Source organism: Bacillus sp. 105MF, assembly GCF_000374885.1.
GTDB classification, from domain to species: Bacteria; Bacillota; Bacilli; order Bacillales; family Bacillaceae_G; genus Bacillus_A; species Bacillus_A pseudomycoides.
Genome location: NZ_KB895566.1, coordinates 360251 through 386257, shown reverse-complemented (window position 1 = coordinate 386257; position 26007 = coordinate 360251). Strand labels below are relative to the sequence as shown.

Genomic DNA, 26007 nt, shown 5'->3' with positions numbered 1-26007 from the left:
GCTATTTTTTAAAAAATGATAGTTATACTGGGAGCTATATTAGACGATATTGAATGAACGGGAGAGGTTAGAGATGCAACTTATTACATTCTTAACCGAATTTGTGAAACATCCAAAGAATACTGGAGCAATTGCACCTAGTTCTAACATATTAGCCAAAAAGATGGTAGGCGCGATTAATTTCGAAGAAGCAAAGTATATTCTAGAATTGGGACCTGGAACAGGATCATTCACGAGAGAGATTATAAAGAGAAAAAAAGAACATACAATATTTATCTTGATTGAAATTAATGAAGTTTTTTTCAAAAAGTTACAGAAGCAGTTTAAGGACGATCCAAACGTTTTGGTTATACATGGATCAGCTGAGAACATAAAGAAATATATAAAGGAGTTACAAATAGAGAAGGTTGATTATGTATTATCAGGGTTACCTTTTACATCCTTACCAACGGAAGTATCATCTCGTATTTTATCCAGTGTAATGGAGTCATTAAGTGAGGATGGCGAGTTTATTACGTTTCAATATTCGCTTGCAAGGAAAGCATTTATCCAAACCTTTTTTCAGGAAATTTCACTAAAAAAGGTTTGGTTGAATCTTCCTCCATCACATGTTCTTAGTTGTAGAAAAAGGCAGCTATTTTAAGTAATAGCTGTCTTTTTCAATCATTTATTTCAAATTTATAATTAGGAAGTAAACTTGCACTGTAGATAAGGAGAAAGAGGATCTTCTCTTTATTTGATTTCTTAATTGGGGAATGTAGGGGAAATGGAACCAAATCTTTACAATTTTTGTAGTAGTCGTGTTCCGCTCTCCATATCTCCTTTACATAAGGGACATTTTGGTTCTTCTTCTAAAGAAAAGTTTTTACGCATCCATCCTAAACAGTCTTCTGCTTGGCATTCCCATACAGCGATTTCTTCTGGATCTTCGACAGGCTTATTATTTCTTTTCCAGTACATACAATCACTCCTCTAAAGTGAAAAATTTTTCTAAAAAATAAAAAGGTTGTTAACGTTTTTTGTTAACAACCTTTTATACTTTTAATTATAATGTTTATTTTATAAAAATGCGAACTTTACTATTTACCAAAGTATAACAAAGAATCTATTATACTAGTGCTGGATTATAAATCATCGTAAGATGACCTGACAATAATTCGATATGACACGGTGTATGAAGGGAACTTTCTCCATCTGTATCCACTTCGTTTGCAAACTCCCTGCAATACTTTGTTGCATCGCCTTGTTTTTTGTATGGAGAATACGTAAATCAGAAAAAGCTGCAGCTAGCGGTGGAACGATCTTGGATAGATTAGTATGTAAATCGCCGTGTCCTGCTTTTGGGTTTACGATGAGAAGAACTTTTTCGAAAGTTTTTTTGCCATTCTAATCTCTCCCTTTTCTTTTTACTAGTAGAACTTTATATAAATAAACTTCCATCAGAAAGCGATGGAAGTTATATACGATTTTATTTCTCTGTTACTACTGAAGCGATAAATGGTAAGTTACGATATTTTTCTGCACAGTCAATGCCATAGCCGACGATAAATTCATCTGGAATTTGGAAGCCTACATACTCGGCTGTCAAATCAACTTTACGACGCTCTGGTTTATCAAGTAATGTACAGAACTTTAATGCTTTTGGTTTATGCATAAAGAAGTGGTCTTTTAAGAAGTGAAGTGTTAAGCCAGAATCGATAATGTCTTCTACAACAATTACATTTTTGCCTGTAATGTTAACATCGATATCTTTTAACAATTTAACTTTTCCTGTTGTTTCCGTTTGGTTGCCGTAACTAGATGCAGAGATAAAGTCGATTGTTACTTCATTTTTAATGTGACGAATTAAATCAGCAGCAAAGACGAAAGAACCTTTTAGTACTGCGATCACAACGATTTCTTCTCCTTCAAAATCGCGTTCAATTTGCAGTGCTAGTTCTTTTACCTTTGTTTGTAATGCTTCTTCAGAGATTAAAGTATCTTTTATTTCAATTTTCATTAGGATCCTCCTGCGTTGTAAAACTTGTGAACATTTTGACTGTAAAGGATTGAAGGGGAAAAGTCAAAAAAGAGAAATACATATTGGCTAAAGGTTTATATTAGAAAAGCCAGAATAAAATAAAATGAAAGTTCGATTTGAAGTTTTCATGATCCGTTCATGCTAGAGAAATTGAGAGGAGAATGGAATGTTTAAAAAAATAATCTCAATAATTCTTCAACTATTTATTATGATTATGCTATTTGTAGTGATTGTAAGTCTTCCGATGTTATTTATAAATGGGAAGAAAGTTGGAATACATGTAGAGCATTTTTTTACACAATGTATACATGTTATCTCTGCACTTATACATCCAGAAGAGTTAAAGCTGAAAATGGCTACACAAGTAGCGACTGTTTCAAACAATGTACAAATATTTAAGATACAAGAAAGGGAATTTCCCTTATTTCCACTTATATTTAAGCCATATACATATTCACTCGTGCTTATACTTGGAGCGCTTATAGTTTCTATCTGTTCGTCTTTTTTATGTAGTATCATTGCGGCGGTTTCACCGAGGCGTGTACAGAGAGTGATAGAAGAAGCTGTATTTTTTCTTAAAACAATTCCAGATGTCTTCCTAATTTTTTTTCTTCAACTTTTCATGGTAAGTATATATAGGTATACCGGATTTTTACCATTACATCCATTTTCTACGATGCAAAATACATCTATTGTATTACCACTTCTCATTTTAGCTATTATACCTACCATCTCTTTATTCCAATTTCAAATGCTACTTATAAATGAGGAGCAGAAGCAAGATTATGTTATGTTTGCGAGAGCGAAAGGGTTTGGTAACATGTGTATTTTGTGCAGGCATATTTTTCGCAATATGGTTGTTTCAGTTGTGAATCATATTGAATCAATATTACTAGCCTTGATAACGAGTTTATTCGTTTTTGAGTATATGTGTAACATAAGAGGTTTATTTTCGATTTTGATTAGCGGTCAAGATCCGGTGATTATCGTTTATTTGCTGCTGTTATTTATAGTGCCTATGTATGGAGTAATAGTAGGATTGAATTGGTTAAGGAGGAAGTTGTATGCATAGCCAGCGTTATAAGTACTTCTTATTCCCGATTATTTTATTATTAATAATAAGTATTACACTCCCATATTTTCAAGAGGAGTCTAAGGTAGTGGAATATCGATACAATGAAAAAGGAGAAATTGTTGAAGCGGCTCCTTTTTCAATTTCCCGTGCACATTGGTTTGGAACGGATCGAGAAGGAGAAGATTTATTTTATAAAGTAATAGATGGGGCTAAGTACACAATTTTAATTTCATTTTTTGTGGCAGTTGCTAGAGTAATCATTTCTTTATTGATGAGCCTGTTCATTCATAATGATAAGTGGGGACTTTCTTTCTTACAACGTGTTACTGTTAGTTTGCAATTTTTTCCGCAAACGTTATTTTGTATCTTATTTCTTACACCATTTATCATTTATGAGCTACGAACGAAACCTATTGTCACAAATATAGAAGTACTATGTATACAATTTCTTGTATTCGTTTTTGTAGCAGTGCCAGGAATGACACGATTTTTTCATAAAGAAGTTCAGCAACTTTGGAACAAGGAATATGTAAAGAGTTCTTTCTTATTAGGAGGAAGCAGATGGCATGTGTTTCGAACTCATATTATGAAAGTATTGCAACCACAAATTATATTTCAAATTGGAGAGCAAATGGTGCAAGTATTATTAATTATGTTACATCTTGCCCTGTTTAAATTATTTTTAGGGGGAACGAAAATTGTTTCCGGGCAAGCTCATGATCAATTTAGTATATATTTTCCATACCTAAATGACTGGGCAAATTTAATTAGTTATTACTATGGAGAATTAATGCTAGAGCCAAGAATTATTATAATCCCAGTTATGTTTTATATGATTCTTTTATATTGTATGACGAAAGTAGTGAACGGATATAAACATAATAGAATAGAGTAAGCAGAAGATTTATATAGAGTATTATTTTTCGTCCAACGTGGTTAGAGAGTAGAGGTGAGGAAATAAAAAAGAATTGGATTTATCTTAGAGGAATTCCTTTATTTGTATAATAGCATTCTTTTTACAAAAATCCCCACAAAATAATCTGATGATATGATATATTGACCATATTGAGAAAACGCTTCCGTGAAGGGTGATAACCATGAAAAAGAAACAGTACACAAGTGTTACATTTATAAAAGCATCACTTTTAACAATTGTTCTTGGTATGTTGGCTTACTTAATTGATGTTCCTGCTATTCGCATTTCACTCATTGGGATGACTTTAGTTCTTGGAGCAATTTCTCATGGAATGATGTTGCAACTGTATGAAGCTGGATTAGATGATATGAAAAAATATATAGATGAAAAATGATTAAAAACCCTCCATTCGTTTAGATGAAGGGTTTTTTCATTTCTTACAAAAATGTAAGGTGATTTGTAAGAAAAATCGATAGTTGAGTAGTCGTCTTTTGGATAAACTTATAGATGTAAGGTAAAAGGCAAGCACATTTTAGGTAAAATAAGCTTTAGGCACTATATGTGAAAAGGAGTAGGAGGGAATGGAGAAACGTTGGACGACCCTTGCTTTGTTATCAACTAGTAATAAGATGGTACTAGATGAAGAGATGTGCCTTTTGCACTTGTTTGATCGGGAAAACGATCATTCTTCTTCACAGTTTACAATGAAGTGGTGTAAATGGAGCGAAAGTTGTAAGTTTGAAGAAGAGACCCCTAATGAAGAGCAAAGGATCATTCTCACAAACCCGATAGAGGCATGGGCCTTCCAACGTCGTAAGTGTAACGTCAAAAATCACTTAAAGAAAACTGAGCCGAGACAATTAGTTATCACTCCAGCCCCTTTTATTCTAAATTCACGCGAAAGTAACAATTAGACACTGAGACACAGAAAAAGCATTGTAGATTCCCTCTACAATGCTTTTTTATCCCGCATGAATTTCCATTCATGCGGGATAAAAAGGAATTTAGTGAAAGAGAAATATCTATACTAATTGTAAGAATGTAACGGTAAATTGTTACTATAAAAATATAAAAGTAACAAAAGTGATAAAAATATTACAATTATATTACAAAAGTGTTGTTTACACCTATAATTAGTAATATAATTTACTTGTAGGGTATAGAAACTAAAAAATAATTTATTATTTGGGAGACTGGGAAAAATGAAAAAATTATTTTGCTAGTTTTAATGTCTGTAATGTTTTTAGTACCTGCCGTTTCTCATGCAGAAACAAGTGGAAATGTGAATCAGGCTGTCCCGAAAGAAGAACAAGCTATACAAAAAATGAGATGGGTAAAAGCTGGAGATTCATGGTATTACTTTGATAAAGATGGAAAAGCTCATGAAGGATGGTTAAGTTATAACGGAAATTGGTATTACTTTATAGATGGAATCATGGTGCAAAAAGATTATGTTAGGGTAAATGGAAGAGATTATTATTTAGGTAATGATGGTGTTATGCAGACTGGTTGGATACATGATGGTGGAAATCGCTGGTTATATGCAAACCAAGATGGATCATTCAAAACAGGTTGGGTAAAAGAAGGGAATAAGTGGTATTATATTCATCGTGGATTAATGGCAACTGGATGGGTAAGAAATGATACAGGTTGGTATTATATGAATCCGAATGGTACGATGAAAACAGGTTGGTTGCAAGAATCTGGGAACTGGTATTATTTAAAATCTGACGGTGCAATGGCAACAGGCAAACACTTAATTAATGGTACTTGGTATTCATTTAAAGATAACGGTGTTATGCTCTAGATATTTAAAAAAAGAGGCTGTCGAAAGTAGTTGAATTAGCTACTTTCGGCAGCCTCTTTTTATTCCGTAAATAGAGAGGTGTGCATAGGGAATTTTGTTTTCTTGAAGGTAATTGAATCTTTAAGAAAAATCCATTTCATCTGCATCTCATATTTACATAACAGATATATTCTATAAATACATCCGATGCGATGTGAAAAAAGTATACTAAGGAGAGATATAAAATGAAAAAGAAACTTTTACCAATCTGTGCGATGGCACTTTTATCAGTAGGATATTCTTCGGTAGCAAGTGCGTCTACTGGGACAATGACAAAGGAAGAAGTAGCACAAGTACAGCAAGATACAACGAAAAAAGAAGCAGCAATGCAGGAACAACAAAAACAAGATAAGATGAAAAAAGAAGCGGTAGTGCAAGAGCAACAAAAACAAGATAAGATGAAAAAAGAAGCGGCAGTGCAAGAGCAACAAAAACAAGATCAAATGAAAAAAGAAGCGGTAGTGCAAGAGCAACAAAAACAAGATAAGATGAAAAAAGAAGCAGCAGTGCAAGCTACAAAAGGTGAAAAACTACCAAATACAGCATCAAATAGCATAACAATGATGACGTTAAGCGCGTGCCTTGTAGCATTAGGATCATTGTTTGGATTTACGCGCCGTAAAATTAAAGCGTAAAACAAAATATAAATTAGTCTATAAAGAATGGGATAATTTCATATATTAAAAATGGTAGGATATCCCTACCATTTTTTGCATGGAGGGATTAAAGTGAGACTTATAAATCGTATTGGACTTGCTTTCATGATAGTCGGTATTCTTATGGGGACGTATTATTTTTTTGAATGGTATAAAGGAAAAAGTTCCGCACAAGATTTAACGACAGAAGAGATAAAGCATTTTGAAAAAATAGAATTAAAAGGGCATTCCACTGAAACATCTGTGAATTCTCAAGTACCTTCTTCTCAAATGCAATATAAAGAAGGAGAGAAAGTAGCGATGTTAAATATCCCAAAAATAAAGAAGAAGTTCTCTATATATTGGGGGGCAAGTGATACCACATTGAAAAAAGGGGTAGGTATGTTTGTTAGTGATATGACAACAGCTCCATCTGAAGGAGGACACACTGTACTGAGTGGACATCGCGATACTGTATTTACAGAGCTAGGAGAGCTTAAAGAAAAAGATAACCTCATTGTGGAATACGATAATAAGATTTATACTTATGAAATTCAAAAAATGTGGATTACACATGCGGATGATCGCACAGTCATAGTAAAGAAAGAAGAACCAACATTAACGCTGACGACGTGCTATCCATTTGATTATATAGGTGATGCACCAGATCGATATATTATTGAAGCGAAATTGATTGCTACTGATTCAAAATGAGAGTATAGTACTCTGTCTTTAGCTATTTAGAATGAGAGAAGGGGGAAGGGAATATGACAAAAACAATTTTAATTGTTGAGGATGAAGATATTTTACGCGAAATATTGAAAGATTATTTTCTAAATGAACAATATAAAGTACTTGAGGCAAGAGATGGGAAAGAAGCTTTATCCTTGTTTGAAGAAGAAGAGGTTCATTTAGTTATTCTTGATATCATGTTACCGGAATTGGATGGTTGGTCTGTTTGCCGAAGAATCCGTAAAACGTCTCAAGTGCCGATTATTATGCTCACGGCACGTGTGGATGAAGATGATACGTTACTTGGATTTGAGTTAGGAGCGGATGATTATGTAACGAAGCCATATAGTCCGCCTATTTTACTAGCGAGGGCAAAGCGATTACTTGAAAGTCGAATACTTACAAGTAAATCTCCAAGTAATGAAGATGATACGCTATCTATTCATGGAATTTGTGTTCATTTCCCATCACGTATCGTTACGATAGAGGGAGTGGACATTAATTTAACACATACAGAGTTTGAGATATTGACCTATTTTATGCAGAATCAAGGGATTGTTTTGACAAGAGAGCAATTGATTTCAAGAATTTGGGGATATGAATTTGCTGGTGATGACCGGACAGTGAATAGTCATATCCGTAATTTACGAAATAAATTAGGAGATAAAGCAAAGTACATTACGACTGTTGTTCGGATGGGGTATAAATTTGAGGGGAATGTATGAGCAAAGGGATTGTACTCAAATTATTTATTCTTACAACAGCACTATGCATGTTGATTTTAGCGACGATTTTTATTGGACAAACGATATTTTTTAAACAATATTATGCCAACAGAAAAGTTAGTGATATTCAAACAAATATAAGCTCCTTTGAGAGAGAGTATTTGAATAGTGATGGTAACACAGAAGCAATTCAGAAACTGGAACAAGATTTTTATAGAGAAAATAATACATGGATTACAGCATTAGATAGTGATGGGAATTTAAAACATGCGACTGATTTTTATTTAGAAGTAAAGCTGGATCGGCTATCGCAGAAGGAACTTGGAAAAACAAACCTTACAATCCCTCTCTATTATCTTATGGGGATAGAAGAGGTTGAAAATGAAAAAATGCCGTATTTTTCAGGGGTGCAAATTTCAGTTTATGGAATGGTTAGAGATTCTACATTTGTTCCTGCTGTATTAAATTTAAGTAAGGGTAGTATAAATTGGTCCAACAAGCCATTAGATAAGAAAATAAATGAAATAGCTCCTAAGGTGAAAGAGGAAAAGAAAAGTGCTGCTCAAGTTCCTAGTACTGGTTTTGGGGGAACCGTTACAAAAGTGCAACTACCTGATAGTAAAGGGATAGTGAATCCACTTTATAAAAACACTTTGTTCTTGGAGAGTATAAAAGAATTTCAAGCGGACTTACTGTTAAATGAAAATAAAGATAACAATGATGCCTTAAGAATAATTGACTATGAAAAAAATGATATAAAATATAAATTATTAATCAAACCGATAAAAGAAAAGGATGGCTCTTTAACATATATATTCGCGATGGCGTCCTTGCAGCCTGTAGATGAAGCAGTACAAATGGTAAAGGATTATTATGTATATATTATTGCATTTGTGCTAGTACTTACCTTGTTGGCATCTTTTTATTACTCAAAACAAATTGCAAAACCGCTATTACGAATTAATGATACAACGAAAAAAATTGCACATTTAGATTTTTCGGAAAGAATCCCAATTACTTCAAAAGATGAGATTGGCGATTTATCTAACAACATTAATATATTATCAAATACATTGCACACACATATTGAACAATTAGAACAAGATATTGAAAAAGAAAGAAAGCTAGAAAATACGAGAAAAGAATTTATTTCAGGTGTCTCACATGAATTAAAAACACCGCTAAGTATTATGAAAAGCTGTATTTCGATTCTAAAAGATGGGGTAGCCGAACATAAGAAAGAATATTATTTTCAGGCAATGGAAAAAGAAGTGGATAAGATGGATATGTTAATTTTGGACATGTTGGAGTTAGCTAAATTTGAATCTGGCACGTATAAAATGCAGATGGATACTTTTCATATTGATGAGGTCATTGAGCATATATGTGGACAACTATCATTAGAAATAGAGAAGAAACAATTTCATATTCACAAACACATATCTCCAGCTCAAGTTGTTGCAAATCAACATCGCATTGAGCAAGTAATTGTCAATTTCATTACGAATGCAATCCGTTATACACCTGAAAAAGAGGATATTATTATTTCTACAATAGATGAGCTAAATCAAATAAAGATTTGTATAGAAAATAAAGGCACTCATATTGAAGAAGAACAATTAGATAAAATATGGGACCGTTTTTACCGTATAGATACAGCTCGTCAACGTTCAAACGGTGGAACGGGACTCGGACTTGCTATTTCCAAAAATATTTTGGAACTTCATGGCGTAGAGTATGGTGTAAATAATACAGCAGATGGTGTGTTGTTTTACTTCTATTTAAATAAAAAAGTGTAGTAGGGTTTGTCTAAATACACAGAATGAAAAAGGTCTTTCTCAGTAGAGAAAGGCCTTTTGGTTTTTATCCCGTATTAACGGGCAGTAAGACCCCCACCTTCACTTCGTTTAGAGGAGGGGGTCTTCTCGGTTAAAATGATAAAAAATAAGACTGCCATTTAGGCACTCTTATTTTTAAAATTCATATTATGCGCACCAATACTTTTAAATAAGCGTGGTGAAGTTGAAAACAGGAGTAGTAGTAATACTGTGCATAATGCAAATGAACCAAGCATTGTACTACCATTCACGATCAATGAATAAAGAACAGCTGACTGTCCTGGTGGTGCGTACTTCCCAAAGAAGATAACACCAGCAATAAAGTGACAGAAATAACGGGCAAAGCTACCAACAAATGTAGCAAGGATAATATAAAAAAGCGCCTTTTTCCCTTGCCCGCTTTTTGATGAGGGTTTATCTTTGCGGCTACCAATGTCGGATTGTACGTTAGATGTATGTTGGTTGTTCGCAAGTGCCTTTTGAATTGGACGATAGAATAAACCAGCAAAACCGATAAAAGCAAATGCAACGAAGTACTCAATAAACGCTTGAACTGGCGTTAAAATGTAAGCATCGCCGACTACAATTTGTAGTAGACCCCAAATGAGTCCTCCTAAGAAAGCAGTTTTAAAGCCCCAGCGGTAAGCGATAATAAAAATAGGAATCATTGCAAATGAAACAGAACCGCCTGTTGGAAGTTTAATTGATAGTGGTAAAATGTCGATAATCAAGGCGAAGGCTGCAAGGATTGCAGATTCAATCATCGCTTGTAAATTGGTGTTACGCATGTTGTTAATCCCCCTAAATCCAAGTTGCACAAAAAAGAATACTTATCATAGGGAGATATGAAATACGTAAGTAGAAAAAGAATGAGGTATTTCAAGTTCAACGTTTGCACAATTCCTACGTTAGCATTAACTAACAGGTTCTAAGGGTCGGAACGAAGTGTTCCCTCTCAGCAGCAAAGCTCCCCCTGTGATAACGAGATTCTTTATTTGTTAGGTTTATTGTAATTGAAATGGATGAGAATGGCAAATGAATATATAAATACAAATTGAAACGGCATAAAAACCTTCTTTCTAGGTGGAAGAGAGGATTCGGCCATGGATAGAAGCGGTCAGACTCTCTTCCTGCTCCACGCCAAGTGAAAGCAAAAGGAGAAAACGAGTGGAGATCTCCTTTTATTTTCATAGCAGCGACTTATATGCCAGCAAATCAACATGGATATATATAATTCTCCCGAAATGTTAATAAATAGGAAGAAAAAATATATAGTACTTGATTCATAGAATGTGATATAATTTCCTTGAAAATAATTATCATTCTCTTTCGAGGGGGAAGATTATGAGCTTAGTTGATATTAAAATAGGTGAAAAAGTATTAGTTAAAAATTTACAAACGTTAGATAAATTATTAAAGCGGAGATTAGCTGCTTTTGGTCTTTCAGAAGGAAGTGAACTTCGTATGAAACAAAAAGCGATGTTTAAAGGGCCATGTACATTAGAGTGCCGTGGACAATTAATTAGTATTCGTCATTGTGACGCGAAAATGATAAAGGTGGAATTAGCGTGAATAAGGTGGCATTGCTAGGGAACCCGAATACAGGGAAAACATCATTATTTAATGCGCTGACGGGTTCTTATGAATATGTAGGAAACTGGAGCGGAGTAACAGTAGAAAAGAAGGTTGGTAAGTTAAAGGGGAAGCAAGGGACATTAATTGATTTACCAGGTATATATGATTTAAATCCTGTTTCTCGTGATGAAGGTGTCGTTACAAAGTTTCTACTAACAGAAGAATTTCATCATATGCTAAATATTGTTGACTCTTCTCAATTTGAGCGCAATATGCATTTAACATTGCAACTACTAGAGTTTGGTAAACCAGTTTCTATCGGTTTAAATATGATTGATGTTGCGAAGCAACGCGGAATTGTTATTAATGCGAACAGATTGTCAGAAATATTAGGAGTAACGGTCGTTCCTGTTGTTGCGAGAAGTGGTAAAGGCTGTGAAGAATTACTGGCTACTCTTCATGAGAACGAGAAGAAAGAGAAAAAGTCTTTCATTCTTTCTTATGGTAAAGAAGTAGATGCAGGTATTGAAGAAATCATGGATCTTTTAACTCAAGCAAATTATGAACATCCTAGATGGCTTACACTTCAATTTTTAAGTAATAACGAAGTAGTAGAACAAGAAGTTAAAAGATTGCCTGTTTATGAAAAGCTTGTAGCAACTCGTTCTAAATTAGAAGCGAAACTTGATAGTACGCTAGAACAGCATATTTACCGGACACGTGCAGCGTATATTGAAAAGTTAAAAACAAATGTCATTCAGCATGAAAAGGAAGGAAAGATTCCCTTTTCAGAAAAAATTGATAAGTTAATTACACATAAAATTTTAGGACTTCCAATCTTTTTAGCAGTTATGTTTTTTATTTTTCAGGTTACGTTTACGTGGATCGGTACGCCTTTATCAGATATGCTTGATGAATTTCTTGGTGGGCAGTTTACGGATTGGGTAACGGCAGGTTTAACAAACATTGGTGCCTCTGAGTTTATTCAAGCGCTCGTTACAGAGGGGATTATTGCCGGCGTTGGTGCGGTATTAGTATTCGTTCCACAAATTTTTGCATTGTTCTTCTTTATTTCGTTATTAGAAGACTCAGGGTATATGGCTCGCATTGCAGTTGTAATGGACCGTATTATGGAATTCTTTGGTTTAAACGGAAAAGCATTTATTCCTATGATTATCGGTTTTGGTTGTAACGTTCCTGGGATTATGGCAGCGAGAACGATTGAGCAGGAAAAAGAAAGATTACTTACCGTTTTAGTAACACCATTTATGTCTTGTTCAGCGCGTTTACCTGTATATGCATTATTTGCGGGAGTCTTTTTCCCGAATAGTCAAGCGACTGTTGTGTTCTCTTTATACATTGCAGGTATTGTACTTGCTTTACTCGTTACAAAAGTAATGTCTCTTACTGTTTTAAAAGAAGAAAAATCTATTTTCGTTATTGAGCTTCCGCCTTATCGTGTACCACAAGCAAAAACATTGTGGCTTAGTACGTGGGAAAAAGGAAAGGGTTTCGTACGTAAAGCTGGTACATTTATCTTTGGTGGATCTGTTGTTATCTGGTTACTCAACTATGCTGGTCCATCTGGATTTGGCGTAGATATGGGAGATAGTTTCTTAGCAATGATTGGTGGGTTCGTGGCACCAATTTTAGTACCGCTCGGTTTTGGAACGTGGCAAGCAGCGGCATCATTATTAACAGGATTTTTAGCAAAAGAAGTTGTTGTTTCTACAATGGCCATTATTTATGCGGTGAAAGAAGATGTATTAGGAAATGTAATGGGAGCGCACTATACTGCATTATCAGCATATGCGTTTATGTTCTTCATTTTATTATATGTTCCATGTTTGGCGACAGTAGCTGTTATTCGTCGTGAAACAGGATCTGTCAAGTGGACAATTTTCTCTGTTGTTTATCCACTTATAGTGGCTTACGTATTAACGTTCGTTATATACCAAGTCGGATCCTTACTCGGATTCTAGAAGGAGATGTATCATAATGATGGTCAATATTGTAATTGGAGCTATCATTTTTGGTTATGCAGGATATACATTATTCAATTTTGTGAAGAGAAGTAAAAAAGGGAAATGCGCAGCATGTTCCTTAAATAAATCATGTCAGTCAAATAGTTGTAGTCCTGATATGGAGCAAGTCGTTAATAAGTAGAAAAAAGCTTTGCGGATTTCGCAAAGCTTTTTTTATCCCGCATTAACGGACAGTAACACTTCCACCTCAAAATTCAGCGAAAGCAAAGAAGTTAGATGGGAGATGAACTGTCCGTAAAAGCCCGATTGGTAAGGGCTAATAATCAGTGGGGGATGGAGAAAACCCCCACTGATTAAAGTTTCACTTTATGACTTGCTATTTAATTTTCACAAGTTGTGATGCGTCTAACTCATTTTTTTTAGGTAATTCTTTGCTTGGGTCCTTATCAAATTTTAGTACACCTACAGATTTTTCTTCGCCCTTCACAGTACCATATGCGGCATCATCAACGATTGCAAACATATCCACATATCGACGACCATCACCGATAATTGTGTTACCTTCGTATTTTAATTTAGCTCCATCAATTGTAGCATTCCCTACTTTTTCTTTCGCAAATAATATACCTTGGTCAGCTGTTACAGCTGGTAATTTATTGATTGCTTTTGTATCTTCGTTTTCTACTTTCTTGAGTAGCTCTTTTTTCACTAGTTCTTCACCAGTTTTCTTATCCATTACAAGCACTTTCTTACCTTCTAATGTTGCAAGCTTCATTTTATATACATCTTTTTCTTTTACCTCTGTTTTGTTCTTATCTGCTATTTGTTGAACTTGTTGTTCTGTTCCGTATAATACTAAGCCATTTGCTTTTTCTCCAAGTAAAGAACAACCTGATAATGCTCCGAATGAAATGGCCGCTGCTAACCCGATTCCTACTAATTTTTTCATTTTTCCTGTCTCCTTTTTATATACGTAATAGTAAATACAAATGTATTGTTTTTAAAATTTAGAGAAGCAAAAGTGTTTTTTGTCTTAACCTCGACTTCTGACTTCATTTTATAAGAATAACGCCCTTCTACCTATCGAGTTAGCTTACAGTAACATTACAATGATGTAATTTAGTGAAAAGAGTTAAAAATGTGAGAAATGGCAGCTAAAAACAGCACATAACCTTTTTTGATTAGATGTAATTTGTATTACGAACGTTTTATTTAATAAACTCCGAAATTCCTTTTAACAGGAAAAGAATACTTACTACCCAAGTGATTCCTGATAAGGCTAATTGAAGTGAATTTTCTTCTGATGCCATATTGTAGTTAGAAAAGTTAGGTCCAATTAGGAGGGTTATCAGGAGGAATAAACTTAAAGAAAGGGTTAAGAAGTGTGCAATAAACCAGATGATATTTTTTTCTTTGTACTTAATGAACCAATATATTAGAAGTATTAAAGAAACAATAACTACAAGATAGGAACCTGTAACTAAATACTCTCTAACCTCTTGTTCCATCGGCATATACATATCACTCATTTCATCTAAGCATCTATATCTATTTTTAGTATGAGTCATTATTATTTTGGATAGTCCTCAGGGTGCTGGGAATTGCTTCGAATTGATTGTATATCAATCAGATGTGCCTTTTTGTTCTGACTTCTTTATTTATAGTGGTTTGAATAATTGATTTTGAGGATATCAAAGGATTTGACATGAGGTCAATGTTGAGAAGGGAATGTCATATTATAGTTTGCATATTCAAGAAATAACATGTAAGGACATCTTAGTTTTGATATAATGTACACATAGGCTTTAAAAATGAATATTCTTACTGTAGAGGAAGAATTTTTAGTTTTCCAGGTATTGAATTTGAAATATGAAGCAGTTTATAGGAGGAGTTTAAATGTCTGTTTTTAAACGATTAAGAGATTTAACGATGTCAAATGTGTATGCATTAATTGAAAAGGCAGAAGATCCAGTTAAGATGACGGATCAATATTTACGCGATATGCAAGAGGATGTACAAGAAGCTGAGAAGAGTGTAGCAGCTCAAATTGCGCTTGAGAAAAAGTTTAAATTATTGTTTGAAGAACAAGAAGCACTTGTAAAGAAACGTGAAGAACAAGCACATATGGCTGTTCAAGCAAATAATATTGATCTTGCGCGCCGTGCTTTAGAAGAAAAACAAAATGCAGAGCAAAAGATGAATGAATACAAAGCGAGCTATGAGCAAAATAAAGCAGCAGCTGATAATCTTCGTGCGAAATTGGAAGAAATGCGCAAACAATTAACTGAACTGAGAAATAAACGTGAAACACTTGTGGCGCGTGTGAACGCAGCGAAAGCACAAAAGAGTATTAATCAAGCAATGTCTGGATTTGATGCAAATACAGCAAAAGCTGGTTTAAGCCGTATGGAAGAAAAAGCTCTTCAATTAGAGGCTGAAGCAGAAGCAAGCGGTGAAATTTATAAAAAAGAAAAGTCGTTAGATGATGAATTTGCGGCTTTAAATAAAAACTCAGCTGTGGATGATGAACTAGCACGTATTATGAAACAGTATGAGAAATAATATAAAAATGAAAAACTTTTCTTTTTAGGTTGGAGAGAGGATCCGCCCGTGCATAGCCGCGGTTTATGTGTTGGAAAATCAAAATGGATATATAGAAGATAAAGGAACCGACATGTCATGAAAATCAATCATGTCGGTTTTCTATTATTCTCTAGAGGAGGTTTCACCATGACATGGATGAATGTGTTAGCCATGCTTGTATGGACAGGAGCAAGCGCTGTTCTTTTATTTGTACTTATGTGGGTTGATTCTATCTTTACAAAATATAATGATTTGGCAGAAATTAAAAAAGGGAATATTGCTGTGACAACGCGCTTTATTATGAAGTTATTTGCGCAAGGATATATTTTGTCACAGTCGATTACGAAAGCAAATGATTTATGGCAAGCGCTGCTTGCATCGGCAGTTTCATTCGTTATTTTGTTAGTTGTAGAAATGTTTATCGAACTCATTTTGAAAAAAGTGGCTGGTTTAGATTTAGAAGGGGGAACGAAACAAGGGAATGTTGCACACGCTTTATTAGCTGGTTCGTTACATGTTGTCGGGGCCCTCATTTTAGCAGCTTGTCTATAACGAGAAAAGGAGGGGATAGATTATGAGTTTATTCAAACGAATTAAAAATATAATGAAAAGTCCGGAGCCCGTTAAGCCAGAAAAAAGCCTATTAACGTTAACGCCTGGTGATATGATCGAAGTTTCATTAGTGATGTACGAAATGATTGGAAAAACAAGTATGCATTCTCGGAATGAAATTATTTTAACATTGCAGGACGGGAAGACCATTCGCTATTTAAAAATTGAAAATCGTGAAAGCACCTATTATAAACTATATGCACCAATTGATGGTCGTTTAGATTCTATAAATGAGATTCCAACAACGATTGAAATGGATGATATCGAGTATCATATGGAAGAGCAATATAACGGACGTGCCGTTGTGATGGGGAAAACGCCATTTGCAATATCTGATGAACAACACGTATGGGAGTTCCAATCTGACAACCGGAAGCTACTTCGCATTGAGTGGCAAGATGGCCGTACAATGATGTATGAGGGAGAATCGATTCTTTCTGCTGATGTACAAATTATAAGGGCAACGTAAGGGGGAGGTAATCATGTCAAACCGATTGTTTACCATGATTAAATCATTCATAATCCCTATCTTTGCCATTGTTACATTACTTGTAATTGCTGGTTTTGCTTTATCGGGGTGTCAAAATGAAAAATCGATTCAAGATCGTTACCCATTAGAATCAGTTGCAAAAGACGGCAAGCAAGAATCATATGTGTATAGGGCCGCCAATCGATCAGTTCCAGAGGTGGCAAAGGAGCTGATTGATGAAAAGGAACCAAAACAAGCGTCTAAAGAAGATGAAAATCAGATGTTCCTTGTGTATTCTGATAAAATATACAACATTCAGAAAGACAAAGAGAAACCATCGGATACATTAATTGAGATAAGTAACAAAGAGTTTGTCCGTCAAAATTATCAGCCATCTTTCTTACAAGGTTATATTTTAGCAAGTATATTAGACGATATATTTGATTCGCGTAAATCGTATCATGGCGATTACCGTGGATATACAGATCGGAAAAATCATAAACCGGTTATTCCAGAAAGACCGCCTACAAAAGAAGAGAAGAAGACACCACCGCCTATTACAAAGCAAGGTAAGGGTTCTATTATTAAGAGAAGTGATAAAGTAGATCCAAAGACATCCGTAGGCGATAAAGGAAGTATTACAGAAAAAGAGACGAAAACTGTACCACCGTCTACTGAGAATAAAGGAAAGATTATTAAATCACCGGGCGGTTCTAGTGGTTCAGATGTGAAGCCGAAATCTTCGATTAAAAGCCCGCCGAAGAATACGTCTCCCCCTAAAACAAGGGTTGGCGGATCTGGGAAGATTACGAAGAGAAGATAAACATAAAAAAGCTCAAGAAGTGAAGGAAATGCTTCTTGGGCTTTTTTTCGAGCACTATGATACAAATATAATTATTTATCCCGCTATTCGCAGGCAGTAATACTCCCACCTAGCGTCGGGCTATCGCCCTACACACACTTGAGGAAGGAGAATTCTTTCGGATAGAGGCTTATTGTTTTAAATAATGATTTAGTGAGATTTACGTACTTTTACAATTTTTTTATCGATAAAAAGGATTTGTCCTCCTATGGCTAAAAGTAATATACTGGCTATTATATAAGGCAAAGTGATAGGTTCTATTCCTTTTTCTAAAAATATTCCGTTTGTCATTGTCCCAATGGAACCGGAAAAATAATTAATAGAGCTAAGTAAGGCAATTGAAATGGTAGCGTGATCTGGACTAATTTCTAAGAGTGTTTTTTGCAGGGTGGCCAGTGCCGCCCACCCTGTACTTCCCCAAAGAATTAAACAGATGGCTAACAATAACGCAGTTTCGTGGAAAACTCCCATACATATAAATGAGAAAAACATGATTCCCATTAAGTACAGTAATATGATCTTTGGCTTTTTATAAAAATCCATTATAAACCCGATTATAAAACTTCCGGCAATTCCGCCGATTCCCCACATCCAAATAAATAGGATAGATTTTTGGAATCCGTATGCAATAATGATGGAATCTAAGTATGTATACAAGCCCAAACTACAAAAGCTTAATATCATTGTAATAAGCATGACAAGAGAGATTTTTTTGTTTTTGAACATACTTAGCCGTTCTTTTAATGTTGGCAAAGGACTAGATTCTATCATAGGGAATTTAGTAAAGAGAGCAAATATCCCGATTGCCCCAATTGTGACGATAAACCACATCGCCATGCGCCATTCATAAATGGAAGCGATATATATACCAAATGGAACGCCAATTACGGTTCCAGCACTCATTCCGAGTAAAACAGTGCTTAAAGCTCTCCCCCTTCTTTTTTCAGAAACTAATGTAACAGCAGCAGATGACGCCAATGGTGAATAAAGACCAGCACCTATGCCAGCTAGGCCTCTAGAAATTAATAGAATAATAAAATGATGAGTCACAGCAGTCAGGAAGTTAGAGACTGTGAAAAGGAATAATGCTGCTAATAATGTATGTTTTGTATTCGTCTTTCTCATACATGTAGCAAATAAAGGTGCCGCAATGGCATAACAGATTGTGAAGATACTTACGGTTTGCCCAGCAGTCCCGATTGAAACATGAAAATCATCGGCGATTTGAGGCAAGATTCCTGCCATTATATAAGCATCTACTCCTAGTGCGAACATCCCAAATGTTAATAAAAAAATCTTATTCAATGTGAGTCCTCCTTTTGATGAAGTGTTCTATTTTTATCGTAACGAGTATAATGAAATTAGTGAAATTCATATTTTACATAGGAGGTATGAACAAAACTCATGACGATAGCTAGATATGAAATTTTTCAAAAGGTAGTAGAGTTAGGAAATTTTACTAGAGCGGCAGAGCAATTAAACATGACACAATCAGCTGTGAGTCATGCTATTGCTAGTTTAGAAAAAGAGTTTGGTCATCCTTTATTACACAGAAATAAGCAGGCTGAAATAAGAAGAACTGAGTTTGCAAATCGTATTTTTCCGCATATTCAAAATGTGCTAAAGAGCGAAGCGGCGATTAAACAAGAAGTGTCTATACAAAATAAGAGATTGGAAGGTACGCTCAAAATCGGGGCATTTACGAGTGCGGCGGCACAAATACTACCGTCTATGTTATTGCAGCTTAAAAAGAGTTACTCAGGTGTTAAAGTTTTATTATTTGAAGGTACATATGGAGAAGTAGCAGAATGGATTGAGAATGGTACAGTGGATATTGGATTTGTATTAGAATCAAATACAAAGAATCAAATAAAATCAATCCCAGTTAGCAAAGATGAAATTGTATTAGGGTTACCGAAAAATCATTCGTTGATGAATCAAAAAGTAGTGGATGTTCAGCAAATTGATGGAATGGATTTTATTATGCCAAAAGGTCCGTATCAGCCATTAGTGATAAAAAATTTAGCTGATTATCAAGTAAGTCCAAACATTATATTAGAAGTACTAAATTGCGAAACGATTGTGAATATGGTCTCGCAAAATATTGGAATTACAATGGGGCCTGAGCTGTTTTTTAAATCACATAAAAACATTGAAATGAAAAAATTAAAACAGAAACAATATCGTCATATTCATTTAGCATGTAAAGAAAGTTCACCGATAATTGATGCTTTTTTAGCATGTAATCAATTATCGATCAGTTCCTAGGACTGTATGGAAATTAAAAAGGCTAGAAGAGGAAACGAAATGAAAGTATAACATGTCCACATATCGGCGATTTTTAAGATATATCGATGGAAACGATTCATATATCGGCGATTTTTACAATATATTGACCATTCGACACAGTGTAATAAAAATATCAGTTTCAAAAAAGCCATCCTTTCATAAGGATGGCTTTTCCAACATAAATTAACTAAATAAAAAGCTAAGGGCTGATAAGAAAACAGAGAATCCTAAAATAACTCCTACGACCTTAGTATGACGCTTACGACTCATAACGACGATCGCAATGTACTCCCGAATCATCGCATTTGGCCAGTAATAGAAAGCAGTTTTTGAGCCGATTCCTTGGCTGTTTAATCCAGCTTGCTTTGCATATAGTCCAGCACGGAAAAGATGAAAATTGTTCGTTGTAAAGATGCTCTTATACCTATCTTTTAAAGAATCCATAATTTGTTTTGAGAAAAGCATGTTTTGATACGTATTGACGGAACGATTTTCTTGCACTGTATGTTCGATAGGAATGCCTTTTTCAATAGCGTATTTTTGCATAGCCTCAGCTTCAGGAAGATTTTCATCTGGACCTTGTCCACCAGAAAAAATGATTGTAGGCGGAGAAGCGACCGCTGCTTGCTTATGGTAAAAATCAATCGCCTTATTAATTCGGCTTGCTAAAAGTGGTGGCACTTTATCATTGATTAACCCACTGCCAAGAACAATAATGAAATCTTGATTACGTCTTGGTCTATTAAATTGATACAGGAAATAAGCGGTTAAGAAAGTCGATATATGGAAAAAGAAATAGACCATAATGAAAAATATTCCTGTAAAAATGGGCTGGAAGTGAGGAGAGAAAAATCGAGTTGGATCAACTATTAAGGACAGCATAATAAGCAACATACCCATTCCAGCAATTAAAGTTAAGCAGTTAGATAAACGACGTCCTTCTTTTCTCATTAAAATTCTCGCATTGAGAAATAGTCCAATCATTAAAGCAAATACGCCAAAGGTTAGCATTAAGAAAATGATTATAAATGGTATAATTGCAATAAATCTAAATATCGCATAATTCGAGCTGAAACCTAAATAGAGGAAAAGGATAAGGGATGAACAAAAGAATAAATTAAATAGAAATCCGATTAATAAACTTCGAGGATCTCTTAAATAAAAGAATAGAAAAATAACGAGTAAAATAAGCGTAATACTTCCAAAAAACATCAATTTTGTAAACACCTCAATTTTTTTATATGAATAATTTTCTCATTTATTATATATTACATTTCATAAATAACGTAGTTGAAAAATAATTCATTATAAACATTGTTGTAGAATATCTTTTTCTTTTTTACTGTAAACATGCTATTTTTTTAGGCTCTTTTCATAAACTGAAAATAACATAATGAAGGTGAGTGATACGATGCCTGCTGTTATTGATGGTGTAGTTATTGAAAACTGTAATGGTTCAATTAATTTAGGTGATAAATATAATGTACATCCAATCGAACAAACGAAAGCATATAACGGTTCTGGATCGTCTAATGTAGGATTTAGTGTGAGAGCTTTTAATGGAATTAGTGCTACAGATGTGTATGATAACGATGTGAATGATCAAGGGATACAATTTACGCTATAAGCCTTAAATGAAAAAAGACGCTTCTAAGCGAGCGTCTTTTTTCATTCTAGTGATATCCTTTTGCAGAGTCTTTATGAATTTTTTCTTTGAAAATCGTGTAGCTCCATAATTGATATCCGATAACGATTGGTACCATTACCATTGCGACGAAGAACATGATTTTTAAGTTTAGTTCACTGCCTGCTGCTTGGTATAGTGTTGTACTATATGCATCGTTAATACGTGATGGTAACATTCTTGGGAACATACCTGCAAAGCCGGTTGTCATAAACATAGCAATTGTTAAGCATACAAATGTAAATGCAAAACCAATTTTATGTTTGTAAACCATAATGATTGCTAAGACACTCATTAACATTGCTAGTAGCGGAAGAATGAACAGTACAGGATATTCCGTAAAGTTTTGGAATAAGTTTGTACGGTTTGCAGTAGCTACATAGAAAATCGCAAGAATAATCGCAGCTGCCATTGAAAATGGTTTTGCAATTTTATAAGCACGATCTGATACTTCACCAGTTGTTTTAATCATAACCCAAAGTGCACCGGATACGACAAAGATTGCGGTGAAGAAGAGCCCGCCTAAAATACCGTAATGGTTTAATAAGCTGAGTAATGTTCCTTCGTAGCCGTCTTTCCCGATTTGCAGACCGTAGTAAAGGTTAGCAAATGTAACACCGAATAAGAAGGCGATAAGGAAGCTACCAATTGCAAACGCCCATTTACAAATGCTTTGCCAAATTGGTGAGTCATCTTTATGCATAAATTCAAGCCCTGCTGCACGAGCAAAAAGAGCAAGTAATACTAAAAATAGTGGTGTATATAAGTAGCTAAACATATTCGCATATGTGATCGGGAAGGCGGCGAAGGTTGCACCGCCCGCTGTAATTAACCATACTTCGTTACCACCCCAGAACGGGCCAATTGCTTCTTGCATTTGATTTCGTTCCTTCCGGTCCTTGGTAACGAACGGGAAAATCATTCCGTTACCAAGTGCATAACCATCAAGAATAAAGTAAACTGTCCAAATTACGCCCCATAAACCGAACCAAATGACTGCAAGCATATCATGAGACATGAGTTGCACCTCCCTGAGTAGGCTCTTCTAATGCTGCAGGTCCTTTTTTTGCGAACTTCAGCATGAGATATACATCCGCAATTAAAAGCAATGTGTAGAACAATACTAAACTAATTAACGAGAACCAAATTTGTGGAACGGAAATTGGTGAGACAGATTCAGCTGTGCGCATCAATTTATATACTGTCCATGGCTGACGACCTGCTTCAGCAACAATCCATCCAGCGTTAATCGCAACATATGGAAGTAATACAGACCACATTGTAATTTTTAAGAAACGTTTTGAGTTTTCTAGTTTTCCTTTTCGGTTTAAATAGAAACCAAACCAAGTTAATGCCATGAAGAATACGCCAAGTGCAACCATTAAACGGAAGCTATAGTAAACAAGGTTTACGTTCGGACGATCTTCTTTCTGGATATCTTTCAAACCGACAATTTCTCCATCAAATGAGTTTGTATAGAAGAAGCTGCCGAGTTTTGGAATTGTTAATAATTCAAAGTTCTTCTCATTCTTCACATCGGGAATTTGGATGATTGAGAAGCCTTGACCTTTACCAGTTTCCCAAACTGCTTCCATTGCAGCCCCTTTTGCAGGTTGCATTTTTGCAGCGAAAGCACCGGATTGGTGACCGATGAAAGGTGTTGCAGTTGCCGCAAATAATCCTAAAACTAAACCAAATTTAAATGATTTTTTAAAGAACTCCACATCGTTTTTACGTAATAAATGATAGGCACTGATTGCCATAACGAAGAAAGAACCAACAATATAACAGCCAATAACTGTATGGAAGAACATATGCCATGCATATGGATTTGTAACAAGTGCCCAGAAATCATTTAACTCAGCGCGGCCATTACGCACCACGTAGCCAACAGGGTTTTGCATAAAGCCGTTTGCTGTAATAATCCAAAGCGCGGAAATATTTGTTCCAAGTGCAACCATCCACATACAAAAAGCACGGAATTTTGGTGAGATTTTATCTTTACCGAATAACCAAATTCCCATGAAAGTAGATTCTAAGAAGAAAGCCACAAGTGCTTCGATTGCGAGTGGTGATCCGAAAATATCCCCCATATATTTTGAGTACTCAGACCAGTTTGTCCCAAATTGGAACTCCATCGTAATACCGGTTATAATCCCCATTACGAAGTTAATCGTAAATAGCTTACCCCAGAAATTCGCCATTTTTCGATAAGTGGGATTTAATGTACGTGCATATTGTGTTTCCATACACGCTACTAAAATAACAAGTCCGATTGTCAAAGGTACAAACAAAAAGTGATAAAAAATAGTAATTGCAAATTGAAAACGACTCAGTAACAGAACGTCGGACATAATAAAGATTCACTCCTTTTTAACATTATCTACATTTAGTTTATAGTGGAAACGTGAGTAAAGTATGGGAGAGTTGTTACAGAGCTGTGTGTATATTATGAAGAAATTATGTCGGTTATCTGAAAAATTATATATTTGCAATAAAGTAATATCCTTTTGGTATTTTTTTGATTTTGGTACACTTAGTACGTAGTTTAAATGAAAGAAAAGAGGGGCTATTTACTATGAAGTCATTAGAAGAGATTTTGCAGTATAATGAAAAATTCGTTGAAGAGAAAAAATATGAAGAGTATGAGGCAGGAAAATTCCCGAATAAAAAAATGGTAATCATTTCTTGTATGGATACACGTCTCGTTGAATTATTACCAAAAGCAATGAATATGCGTAATGGTGATGTGAAAATTATTAAAGTAGCGGGCGCTGTTATTTCCCATCCATTTGGAAGTATTATGCGTAGTATTTTAGTTGCTGTATATGAGCTTGGCGCAGATGAAGTATGTGTTGTTGGTCACCATGATTGTGGTATGGCAAAAATACAGGCGAGCAGCACAATTGAAAAAATGAGAGAGCGCGGCGTGACAGAAGAGAAATTAGATACACTTCGTTATTCTGGAATCGATTTAGAGAGATTCTTACAAGGATTCTCTAGCGTAGAAGAAAGTGTAGAACATAGCGTTTCTGTACTTCGTAACCATCCATTACTTCCAGCAGAAGTGCCTGTCCACGGTCTTGTTATTCATCCTGATACAGGAAAATTAGATCTTGTTGTGAATGGCTACGAAGCTTAATTTCTTTTTTCTTTTTTGTCCGGGACGGGGTCAAATCCTCCTGGATGAAAAGGGTGACATTTTAAAATACGTTTTAGTGTGAGCCAAAAACCTTTGAAAGCACCGTGTTTTTGAAACGCCTCTAATCCATAATGGGAGCATGTTGGATAAAAGCGGCATGTAGGTGGTGTCATCGGAGAAATAAATTTTTGATAAAAGCGTATGATTCCGATAAAAATCTGTTTCATAACGGTCTCCTTTCCAGCATATTCTTCTAGTATTATAGCACGGGCTATACATAATACTTTACTAATTTGAATTTCCGTTATATCATATTGGATATAATGGAATTAAAATTAAAGCGGGAGAGATGTTTTATGCCATCAGTAGAAAGCTTTGAATTAGATCATACGATTGTAAAGGCACCTTATGTAAGACATTGTGGTGTTCATAAAGTAGGTAGTGACGGTATTGTTAATAAATTCGATATTCGTTTTTGCCAACCGAATAAACAAGCGATGAAGCCAGATGTTATTCATACGTTAGAACATTTATTAGCGTTTAATTTACGTAAATATATTGATCGTTATCCGCATTTTGACATTATCGATATTTCACCAATGGGTTGCCAAACAGGATATTATCTTGTTGTAAGCGGGACACCAACTGTTCGTGAAGTCATTGATTTATTAGAACTTACATTAAAAGATGCGGTTCAAATTACAGAAATTCCAGCTGCAAACGAAACGCAGTGTGGTCAAGCGAAGCTTCATGATTTAGAAGGAGCAAAACGCTTAATGAATTTCTGGTTAAGCCAAGATAAAGATGATCTTGAGAAAGTATTTGGTTAATAGATGAAAAAGCTGCCTGTGAAAAGGCAGCTTTTTATAGTTTAAAGAACATCTTAGAGGAGTTAATAAATAAAAATTTAGAGGGTTTTCTGCGCGATTAAACCAATTATGAGAGCTTGAATCATCATATTTAACTTTTACTGTCAAATCAAATTAAGAAAATATACTTTGTTTTTACTTTAATCGAAT

The 26007-nt window shown here is 34.9% G+C and carries 31 protein-coding genes, 1 pseudogene and 1 riboswitch; of the genes and pseudogenes, 21 read left to right on the top strand and 11 right to left on the bottom strand.

The window, feature by feature from the left end:
- Positions 1-73 precede the first annotated feature (73 nt).
- On the top strand, positions 74-643 hold the full coding sequence (locus tag C564_RS0104995) for a class I SAM-dependent methyltransferase (protein ID WP_018764628.1): 570 nt from the start codon (positions 74-76) through the stop codon (positions 641-643).
- Positions 644-780: 137 nt separating this feature from the next.
- Here the strand turns inward: C564_RS0104995 and C564_RS0104990 are convergent, their stop codons facing one another.
- From C564_RS0104990 to hpt, 3 genes and pseudogenes are all read right to left on the bottom strand, one after another.
- Positions 781-960: a cold-shock protein gene (locus C564_RS0104990; protein WP_003201426.1), complete on the bottom strand. Its 180-nt coding sequence runs from the start codon at positions 958-960 to the stop codon at positions 781-783.
- A 238-nt stretch (positions 961-1198) separates the two neighbouring features.
- Positions 1199-1353: pseudogene (locus tag C564_RS36095) on the bottom strand (diacylglycerol kinase family protein); the annotation flags it as partial.
- 115 nt (positions 1354-1468) lie between these two features.
- On the bottom strand, positions 1469-1999 hold the full coding sequence (hpt, locus tag C564_RS0104985; RefSeq protein ID WP_003201413.1) for a hypoxanthine phosphoribosyltransferase: 531 nt from the start codon (positions 1997-1999) through the stop codon (positions 1469-1471).
- A 187-nt stretch (positions 2000-2186) separates the two neighbouring features.
- On the opposite strand from hpt, the gene C564_RS0104980 reads away from it, so the two are divergent.
- The 9 genes from C564_RS0104980 (at position 2187) to C564_RS0104940 (ending at position 9748) form a co-directional block, all read left to right on the top strand.
- On the top strand, positions 2187-3092 hold the full coding sequence (locus C564_RS0104980; RefSeq protein ID WP_018764627.1) for an ABC transporter permease subunit: 906 nt from the start codon (positions 2187-2189) through the stop codon (positions 3090-3092).
- Entirely contained in the window at positions 3085-3990 is a 906-nt protein-coding gene (locus C564_RS0104975) for an ABC transporter permease subunit (RefSeq protein WP_018764626.1), read from the top strand. Before C564_RS0104980 ends, C564_RS0104975 begins: the two co-directional genes overlap by 8 nt.
- A gap of 202 nt (positions 3991-4192) precedes the next feature.
- Complete coding sequence (locus tag C564_RS0104970; protein ID WP_003201418.1) at positions 4193-4405, top strand: hypothetical protein; 213 nt, start codon at positions 4193-4195, stop codon at positions 4403-4405.
- A 187-nt stretch (positions 4406-4592) separates the two neighbouring features.
- On the top strand, positions 4593-4925 hold the full coding sequence (locus tag C564_RS0104965) for a hypothetical protein (RefSeq protein ID WP_018764625.1): 333 nt from the start codon (positions 4593-4595) through the stop codon (positions 4923-4925).
- Positions 4926-5239: 314 nt separating this feature from the next.
- On the top strand, positions 5240-5818 hold the full coding sequence (locus C564_RS0104960; protein ID WP_018764624.1) for an N-acetylmuramoyl-L-alanine amidase family protein: 579 nt from the start codon (positions 5240-5242) through the stop codon (positions 5816-5818).
- Positions 5819-6042: 224 nt separating this feature from the next.
- Positions 6043-6492, top strand: a complete 450-nt coding sequence (locus tag C564_RS0104955; RefSeq protein ID WP_018764623.1) for an LPXTG cell wall anchor domain-containing protein — start codon at positions 6043-6045, stop codon at positions 6490-6492.
- A 93-nt stretch (positions 6493-6585) separates the two neighbouring features.
- Positions 6586-7206 carry a class D sortase gene (locus C564_RS0104950; protein ID WP_018764622.1) on the top strand — a complete coding sequence of 207 codons (621 nt, stop codon included), beginning with the start codon at positions 6586-6588 and terminating at the stop codon, positions 7204-7206.
- Between the two features lie 53 nt (positions 7207-7259).
- The gene (locus C564_RS0104945) at positions 7260-7949 is read left to right on the top strand and encodes a response regulator transcription factor (protein ID WP_003201411.1); all 690 of its coding nucleotides are present in this window, start codon (positions 7260-7262) and stop codon (positions 7947-7949) included.
- Positions 7946-9748 (top strand): sensor histidine kinase, encoded by a 1803-nt coding sequence (locus C564_RS0104940; protein WP_018764621.1) that lies wholly within the window; start codon positions 7946-7948, stop codon positions 9746-9748. The genes C564_RS0104945 and C564_RS0104940 overlap by 4 nt, the downstream gene beginning before the upstream one ends.
- Positions 9749-9906: 158 nt before the next feature.
- Here the strand turns inward: C564_RS0104940 and thiT are convergent, their stop codons facing one another.
- A complete protein-coding gene (thiT, locus tag C564_RS0104935; RefSeq protein WP_018764620.1) occupies positions 9907-10575 on the bottom strand; it encodes an energy-coupled thiamine transporter ThiT in 669 nt (222 codons plus the stop codon).
- A 94-nt stretch (positions 10576-10669) separates the two neighbouring features.
- Positions 10670-10771: riboswitch (TPP riboswitch) on the bottom strand.
- A gap of 360 nt (positions 10772-11131) precedes the next feature.
- Here thiT and C564_RS0104930 point away from each other — a divergent pair.
- From C564_RS0104930 to C564_RS0104920, 3 genes are read left to right on the top strand one after another with little or no spacing between them, the layout of a single operon-like run.
- Entirely contained in the window at positions 11132-11359 is a 228-nt protein-coding gene (locus C564_RS0104930; RefSeq protein ID WP_003208854.1) for a FeoA family protein, read from the top strand.
- Positions 11356-13344, top strand: coding sequence for a ferrous iron transport protein B (feoB, locus tag C564_RS0104925; RefSeq protein ID WP_018764619.1), 1989 nt, complete (start codon positions 11356-11358; stop codon positions 13342-13344). Before C564_RS0104930 ends, feoB begins: the two co-directional genes overlap by 4 nt.
- A 16-nt stretch (positions 13345-13360) precedes the next feature.
- Positions 13361-13528 carry a FeoB-associated Cys-rich membrane protein gene (locus C564_RS0104920; RefSeq protein ID WP_003201403.1) on the top strand — a complete coding sequence of 56 codons (168 nt, stop codon included), beginning with the start codon at positions 13361-13363 and terminating at the stop codon, positions 13526-13528.
- 195 nt (positions 13529-13723) lie between these two features.
- Here C564_RS0104920 and C564_RS0104915 read toward each other — a convergent pair whose 3' ends face one another.
- Entirely contained in the window at positions 13724-14296 is a 573-nt protein-coding gene (locus C564_RS0104915; protein WP_018764618.1) for a lipoprotein BA_5634 family protein, read from the bottom strand.
- 259 nt (positions 14297-14555) lie between these two features.
- Positions 14556-14861 (bottom strand): hypothetical protein, encoded by a 306-nt coding sequence (locus C564_RS0104910; protein ID WP_018764617.1) that lies wholly within the window; start codon positions 14859-14861, stop codon positions 14556-14558.
- Between the two features lie 382 nt (positions 14862-15243).
- Here C564_RS0104910 and C564_RS0104905 point away from each other — a divergent pair, with 382 nt between their 5' ends.
- From C564_RS0104905 to C564_RS0104890, 4 genes are all read left to right on the top strand, one after another.
- Positions 15244-15909, top strand: a complete 666-nt coding sequence (locus C564_RS0104905) for a PspA/IM30 family protein (protein ID WP_018764616.1) — start codon at positions 15244-15246, stop codon at positions 15907-15909.
- 168 nt (positions 15910-16077) lie between these two features.
- Positions 16078-16482, top strand: a complete 405-nt coding sequence (locus C564_RS0104900; protein ID WP_003201367.1) for a DUF350 domain-containing protein — start codon at positions 16078-16080, stop codon at positions 16480-16482.
- Between the two features lie 22 nt (positions 16483-16504).
- A complete protein-coding gene (locus C564_RS0104895) occupies positions 16505-17011 on the top strand; it encodes a DUF4178 domain-containing protein (protein ID WP_003201369.1) in 507 nt (168 codons plus the stop codon).
- Between the two features lie 13 nt (positions 17012-17024).
- Positions 17025-17834, top strand: a complete 810-nt coding sequence (locus C564_RS0104890; RefSeq protein ID WP_018764615.1) for a DUF4247 domain-containing protein — start codon at positions 17025-17027, stop codon at positions 17832-17834.
- Positions 17835-18023: 189 nt separating this feature from the next.
- On the opposite strand, the gene C564_RS0104885 is transcribed toward C564_RS0104890, so the two are convergent.
- Positions 18024-19178 carry an MFS transporter gene (locus C564_RS0104885; protein ID WP_018764614.1) on the bottom strand — a complete coding sequence of 385 codons (1155 nt, stop codon included), beginning with the start codon at positions 19176-19178 and terminating at the stop codon, positions 18024-18026.
- A 99-nt stretch (positions 19179-19277) separates the two neighbouring features.
- On the opposite strand from C564_RS0104885, the gene C564_RS0104880 reads away from it, so the two are divergent.
- Entirely contained in the window at positions 19278-20141 is an 864-nt protein-coding gene (locus tag C564_RS0104880; RefSeq protein ID WP_006096345.1) for a LysR family transcriptional regulator, read from the top strand.
- Positions 20142-20345: 204 nt separating this feature from the next.
- Here C564_RS0104880 and C564_RS0104875 read toward each other — a convergent pair whose 3' ends face one another.
- Positions 20346-21374 carry a YdcF family protein gene (locus C564_RS0104875; RefSeq protein WP_006096346.1) on the bottom strand — a complete coding sequence of 343 codons (1029 nt, stop codon included), beginning with the start codon at positions 21372-21374 and terminating at the stop codon, positions 20346-20348.
- A 181-nt stretch (positions 21375-21555) separates the two neighbouring features.
- On the opposite strand from C564_RS0104875, the gene C564_RS0104870 reads away from it, so the two are divergent.
- Complete coding sequence (locus C564_RS0104870; RefSeq protein ID WP_003201384.1) at positions 21556-21789, top strand: spore germination protein; 234 nt, start codon at positions 21556-21558, stop codon at positions 21787-21789.
- A 46-nt stretch (positions 21790-21835) separates the two neighbouring features.
- On the opposite strand, the gene cydB is transcribed toward C564_RS0104870, so the two are convergent.
- Both cydB and cydA read right to left on the bottom strand, forming a co-directional pair.
- Positions 21836-22864, bottom strand: coding sequence for a cytochrome d ubiquinol oxidase subunit II (gene cydB / locus C564_RS0104865; RefSeq protein ID WP_018764612.1), 1029 nt, complete (start codon positions 22862-22864; stop codon positions 21836-21838).
- On the bottom strand, positions 22854-24200 hold the full coding sequence (gene cydA, locus C564_RS0104860; RefSeq protein ID WP_018764611.1) for a cytochrome ubiquinol oxidase subunit I: 1347 nt from the start codon (positions 24198-24200) through the stop codon (positions 22854-22856). Before cydA ends, cydB begins: the two co-directional genes overlap by 11 nt.
- Before the next feature lie 224 nt (positions 24201-24424).
- Between cydA and C564_RS0104855 the strand changes: the two genes are divergently transcribed.
- A complete protein-coding gene (locus tag C564_RS0104855; protein WP_003201390.1) occupies positions 24425-24988 on the top strand; it encodes a beta-class carbonic anhydrase in 564 nt (187 codons plus the stop codon).
- Here the strand turns inward: C564_RS0104855 and yidD are convergent.
- Positions 24985-25215 (bottom strand): membrane protein insertion efficiency factor YidD, encoded by a 231-nt coding sequence (gene yidD / locus C564_RS0104850; protein WP_018764610.1) that lies wholly within the window; start codon positions 25213-25215, stop codon positions 24985-24987. The two genes, C564_RS0104855 and yidD, sit on opposite strands and share 4 nt — an antisense overlap.
- Before the next feature lie 129 nt (positions 25216-25344).
- On the opposite strand from yidD, the gene luxS reads away from it, so the two are divergent.
- Entirely contained in the window at positions 25345-25818 is a 474-nt protein-coding gene (gene luxS / locus C564_RS0104845) for an S-ribosylhomocysteine lyase LuxS (RefSeq protein ID WP_003201393.1), read from the top strand.
- Positions 25819-26007: the final 189 nt, after the last annotated feature.